The following is a 5,219-nucleotide window of genomic DNA, read 5'->3' on the forward strand; positions in this document are numbered from 1 at the left end:
ATACAGCTTCAAAAATGGTTATGTTCAGACTTTCAGATGTTTAATTAATAAAGTCCACCTATAGTTTCGGATTTTCTTTTTTCCTTCAAAAAATCATTCCACATTGAATGATTGATATTTCAATAAGAAAAGGATAAAAAGCAAAAAACCTATTCTTCGAAGAATAGGTTTTTAATAAAATTAGAATGACCTAAAATTAGACAGTCATGATTTCATGTTCTTTTTTGGTCAAAAGCTCATCGATTTTTGCAGAATACTGATCAGTAAGTTTCTGTACGGTATCTTCCGCTCTTTTTACTTCATCTTCTGAGGCACCTTCTTTTTGAAGTTTCTTCAAGGTGTCATTGGTATCTTTTCGTACAGTTCGAATCGAAATTTTACCTGATTCACATTCGTTTTTAGCACTTTTGACCAACATTTTTCTCCTTTCTTCAGTCATTGGAGGAATGGTAAGAATGATGATTTCTCCGTTGTTCTGTGGTGCCAGTCCAAGGTCAGAATTGACAATTGACCTCTCGATTTCACCGATCAGATTTCTTTCCCAGGGTTTGATGGAAAGCGTCCTGGCATCAGGGGTGGTGATTGAGGCTACTTGTTGGATTGGGGTGGGGGTGCCGTAATATGCCACCATTAATCCATCAAGGATATTTGGCATGGCTTTACCAGCCCTTATTTTTAGGAGTTCTGAGGCAGTGTGGTCCACTGCTTTCTGCATCAATTCTTTGGTTTCTTCCAGTTGGAGTTGAATTTCTTCCATGATTTTCCGGATTAATTTGAAGTGATTAAAGTTCCGATATCTTCTCCGGCAACTATTTTCTCAAGGTTGCCGGGTTTGTTCATATCAAATACTACGATAGGTAAATTGTTTTCCTGACAAAGGGTGAATGCTGTCATGTCCATGATATTGAGGTTTTTTTCATAAGCCTCCTGAAATGACAGGGTACTATATTTTGTTGCTGTTTTGTCTTTTTCAGGATCGGCCGTGTATACACCATCCACTCTTGTACCTTTCAATACCACGTCCGCTTCGATTTCAATGGCTCTTAGACTTGCAGTAGAATCAGTAGTGAAATAGGGATTGCCTATACCTGCTCCAAAAATAACTATTCTGCCTTTTTCCAAATGTCTAATTGCCCTTCTTCTGATGAATGGTTCACAAACGCTTTCTACTTTGATTCCTGACATGAGTCTGGTAAACATCCCGTTTTGTTCCAGGGCACTTTGAAGGGCCATGGCATTGATCAAAGTGGCAAGCATGCCCATGTAATCTCCCTGAACCCTGTCTATACCGGTTTTCTCGGCTTGAACACCTCTGAAAATATTTCCTCCTCCGATAACTATAGCTACTTCTACTCCTAAATCTTTTATTTTTCTGATTTCCTGAGCATATTGTTCCAGCCTGTTTGAATCGATCCCGTAATTTTTTTCACCCATCAAGGCTTCTCCGCTCAATTTCAGTAGTATTCGGCTATATTTCATTTTTTGAATTGGTGTAAATGAGGTTAATTTTTGAAGTAGGTTAATTTATAAATCCGACAAATATAAAGCCTTCCAAAAGAAATATAAACAGAGCAAAGTTTAAAATTGGATAAGCACCTGATTTTTCTCCACACTTTCTCCTTTTTTGATTTTGATTTTTTTGACAGAACCATCACCTGGTGATTTCAGTATATTTTCCATTTTCATGGCTTCAAGAATCAATACAGGGTCACCTTTTTTGACCTCGTCACCTTCTTTTACTTTGATGTCGAAGATCAGCCCGGGCATTGGGGCTTTGATTTCTTTTGCGGAATTCTTTTGCAAATTATTCATTCCCAATTTTTCCAGCAAAAGATCAAACTTATCCTTGATTCTTAACTCACAGTGTTTATTGTTGAGTTTCAGTTTTACGGTTTTTGTTTCGGTATCCAAACTTACCAATTCAAGGTTGTAAGATTGGTTTTGGTAGAGCAGATGGTAATGGCGGTCACCTGTTCTCGTTATATCCCATTCCAGAATATTTCCATTGACTGACAGTATGTCTTTGGATTTTTCTACTTCAAAAACCGAATTGTTGATACTTACTGAATACATTTCCTTTATTTTGCGCTAAATATACAATTAATCTTTAAAAAGCATTTTCATGAGATTTTATAAACCCAATGCAGTCTTTTTTTTATTGGTGATAGTGATGTGGTCCTGTCAAAGTGCTAAAAAGGTGATCGATTCGGATCCGACAAATGATTCAGCGCTTTTGGAAGAGGTGGAAAATGAGACTACCAAAAGCGAGTTGATCGATTCCTTTGAAAAACAGATTTCAGAATACAGAGCTTCACGGACAAGAGAATTTGATTTGTTGCATACTGAACTTGACCTGTCCTTTGATTATGAAAACCAATGGGTAAAAGGTGAGGCAATATTGACTTTGAAGCCATACTTTTTTCCTCAAAAAGAACTTGTCCTTGATGCTAAGGATTTTGATATCCATAAATTTACCTTGGTGGGAAAAGGGGAGGACAATGAATTGAATTTTAAGTATAATTCGAAAGAGATCACAGCTTTTTTGCCAAAGATCTATACAGCAAGCGATACCCTTAAAGTCAAGATCAAATATACAGCTAAGCCAAACGAAGGCGCTGTAGCTGGCAGTGCAGCAATCACTGATACCAAGGGACTTTATTTTATCAATCCTAAAGGTGAGGAGCCCAACAAGCCTACGCTGATCTGGACTCAAGGTGAGACAGAGCACAATTCCAAGTGGTTTCCGACCATCGATTCCCCAAATGAGAGAATGACCCAGGAAATCAAACTCACTGTGGAGGACAAATACCGGACTATCAGCAATGGTAAGCTGCAATCAAGTAGTTCAAATCCGGATGGTACAAGAATCGACCATTGGATTATGGATATGCCCCATGCACCATATCTCGCAGCAGTCATAGTGGGTGATTATGTTGAGATCGAAGACAGTTGGGAAGGAATGCAGGTCAATTATTATGTGGAAAAAGAATTTGAAGCAGGTGCCGGAAAAGTATTTCAAAACACTCCGGAAATGATAGGTTTTTTCTCTGATCTATTGGGTGTAAAATATCCCTGGCAGAAATACGATCAGGTTGTAGTCCGGGATTTTGTTTCAGGTGCCATGGAAAACACGACCATCACGGTTTTAATGGAGGAGTTGAACCTCGATGAAAGGGCAGCCATAGATTCGGAATGGGACGGCATTATTGCCCATGAATTGTTTCATCAATGGTTTGGAAATTTAGTAACAACTGAATCCTGGTCCAATCTGACCCTTAATGAAGCTTTCGCCAATTATTCGGAATACCTCTGGTTTGAATACAAGGAGGGAAAAGATAATGCGGATATGCACCATTTGTCAGAGATGGAACAATACTTTAACGAAGCAAAAACAAAACAGGAAGATCTTATTAGGTTTTATTATGATGACAAAGAAGATATGTTTGATAGCCATTCCTACGCTAAAGGTGGAAGGATTCTCCACATGTTAAGAAGGCATCTTGGGGATGAAGCATTTTTTGCATCATTAAACTATTATTTAAAACAACATGAATTTTCCTCAGTAGAGGTTCATGATTTAAGATTGGCTTTCGAACATGTTACGGGTCAGGATTTGAATTGGTTTTTCAATCAATGGTTTTTGAATTCAGGACACCCAATATTGGAATATGAAGTAGATTACAGCCAACCGGACAACTTACTCCTGACAGTGGCACAGCTTCAGGATTTTGAAAACACTCCTTTATACAAAATCCCATTTAAAGTAAGCTGGTACCATCAAGGTCAGCGTTTTGAAAAGGAACTAATCTTAGAAAAGGCATGGCAACAATTTGCAATTGAAAATGAGGTTCCTGTGAACTCCCTGTATTTTGATGAAGATTCTGAGATTTTGGCTGAAAAGAGATCATTTAGAGGCAAAGAATTTTTTTCGGATCAATACCTCAATTCAATTTGTGGTGTGGCGAGATATGAGGCTATTGATAGTTTGGCTACGATGTTCAAGGATGGTGATATTGTCATCAATTTAATAAGAGTAGCTTTGGAGGATGACTTTTGGGCAATAAGAGAACTGGCCTTGATGAAAATCGCTGAGAATCCTGATTGGATGGGAGTAATCAAAGATTTGGAAGAAAGGCTGTATGAAATGGCAGAAAATGATCCGAAAAATACGGTGAGATTGGGAGCAATTGAATTATTGTCAGCCATAGATCAGAATAAGTATTCACCTGCTTTTTTGAGATGGATGAACCATCCTTCGTATTACGTAGCAGGAGCAGCTTTGGGGGCATATCTTGAAAACGAAGAAAACCTGAACAGGGAGGCGATTGCTTCCAGGTTTGAAAATGAAAAGAACATCAGGTTATTAGTGGCCCTTGCTGATTATTATATTTTAGAAAGTGTGGCGGGGAAGAGTGATTGGTTCAATGAGAAGTTGGACAAATTGAGCGGTCAGTCATTATATTATTTTTTAGGGTATTACAGCGATTACTTTGCAAAAAACGCTAATGAAGATACGGAGAGGGCTATCAAGAACCTTTCTCAAATAGCATCAAAGCACCAAGCTAATTATATTAGGATTACGGCATTTATGGGGCTAGTTGGTTTCATAGATGAACCCGGTGTTTTAGAAACAGCCAAAAAAATCTATGAAGAAGAAAGTGATGATTTGGCCAAGAGGTATAAGGAATTTTTCCTCTCTACATACCTCGAAGAAAATTAAATACTTGATTTTTATATGGTTAAATTGGGTCTTCAAAAATAACTTTGAAATTTTTTAACATTATTTTGAATGTTTAGGAAAAGGGTATAATTTTGCCATCCGTTAAGAAAGATAATAGGCCAAAATTAGCTGATTCTTAGCGAATAACAGTTGGGGGAATACCAAAGCGGCCAACTGGGACGGACTGTAAATCCGTTGACTTATGTCTTCACAGGTTCGAATCCTGTTTCCCCCACGAATGTGAAATGCGAAATATTTTCGTAGTTTTGCACAGCGTTTCAAAAAGCGGGAGTAGCTCTTCTCGATTCCCGATAGCTATCGGGACTGGAGTTGAGCAGCAGCCAAAATGGAAAAACACAAGCGGGAGTAGCTCAGTTGGTAGAGCGGCAGCCTTCCAAGCTGCAGGTCGCGGGTTCGAGCCTCGTCTCCCGCTCTATGCTTTTATAAGCAGAGCGAATGTTACCAGCCGACGTAGCTCAGTGGTAGAGTACTTCCTTGG

The 5,219-nt window shown here is 38.6% G+C and carries 4 protein-coding genes and 2 tRNA genes; 3 read left to right on the forward strand and 3 right to left on the reverse strand.

The genetic code is table 11. The annotated features are described in order from the left end of the window. Nucleotides 1-196 precede the first annotated feature (196 nt). The 3 genes from frr to ACEW8O_RS04815 form a co-directional block, all read right to left on the reverse strand. Nucleotides 197-757, reverse strand: coding sequence for a ribosome recycling factor (frr, locus tag ACEW8O_RS04805; RefSeq protein WP_373493486.1), 561 nt, complete (start codon nucleotides 755-757; stop codon nucleotides 197-199). An 11-nt stretch (nucleotides 758-768) separates the two neighbouring features. Further along, nucleotides 769-1,479: a UMP kinase gene (gene pyrH, locus ACEW8O_RS04810; protein ID WP_373493487.1), complete on the reverse strand. Its 711-nt coding sequence runs from the start codon at nucleotides 1,477-1,479 to the stop codon at nucleotides 769-771. Nucleotides 1,480-1,578: 99 nt separating this feature from the next. Further along, a complete protein-coding gene (locus tag ACEW8O_RS04815; RefSeq protein ID WP_373493488.1) occupies nucleotides 1,579-2,073 on the reverse strand; it encodes an acetyl-CoA carboxylase biotin carboxyl carrier protein subunit in 495 nt (164 codons plus the stop codon). Nucleotides 2,074-2,122: 49 nt separating this feature from the next. Here ACEW8O_RS04815 and ACEW8O_RS04820 point away from each other — a divergent pair, with 49 nt between their 5' ends. The 3 genes from ACEW8O_RS04820 to ACEW8O_RS04830 all read left to right on the forward strand — a co-directional run bounded on the left by ACEW8O_RS04820 (nucleotide 2,123) and on the right by ACEW8O_RS04830 (nucleotide 5,153). Next, nucleotides 2,123-4,720, forward strand: coding sequence for a M1 family aminopeptidase (locus ACEW8O_RS04820; protein ID WP_373493489.1), 2,598 nt, complete (start codon nucleotides 2,123-2,125; stop codon nucleotides 4,718-4,720). A 152-nt stretch (nucleotides 4,721-4,872) separates the two neighbouring features. Continuing rightward, nucleotides 4,873-4,955, forward strand: a tRNA-Tyr gene (locus ACEW8O_RS04825). Nucleotides 4,956-5,080: 125 nt separating this feature from the next. Further along, nucleotides 5,081-5,153 (forward strand) — tRNA-Gly (locus ACEW8O_RS04830). The last annotated feature ends 66 nt before the right edge of the window (nucleotides 5,154-5,219 follow it).

Source organism: Aquiflexum sp. (assembly GCF_041749095.1).
Taxonomy (GTDB): Bacteria; Bacteroidota; Bacteroidia; order Cytophagales; family Cyclobacteriaceae; genus Aquiflexum.

Excerpts from the sequence above, each read along its gene's own strand:
- ACEW8O_RS04815 (WP_373493488.1), bottom strand. The coding sequence starts at position 2,073 with ATGTATTCAGTAAGTATCAACAATTCGGTTTTTGAAGTAGAAAAATCC.
- pyrH (WP_373493487.1), bottom strand. The coding sequence starts at position 1,479 with ATGAAATATAGCCGAATACTACTGAAATTGAGCGGAGAAGCCTTGATG.
- frr (WP_373493486.1), bottom strand. The coding sequence starts at position 757 with ATGGAAGAAATTCAACTCCAACTGGAAGAAACCAAAGAATTGATGCAG.
- ACEW8O_RS04820 (WP_373493489.1), top strand. The coding sequence starts at position 2,123 with ATGAGATTTTATAAACCCAATGCAGTCTTTTTTTTATTGGTGATAGTG.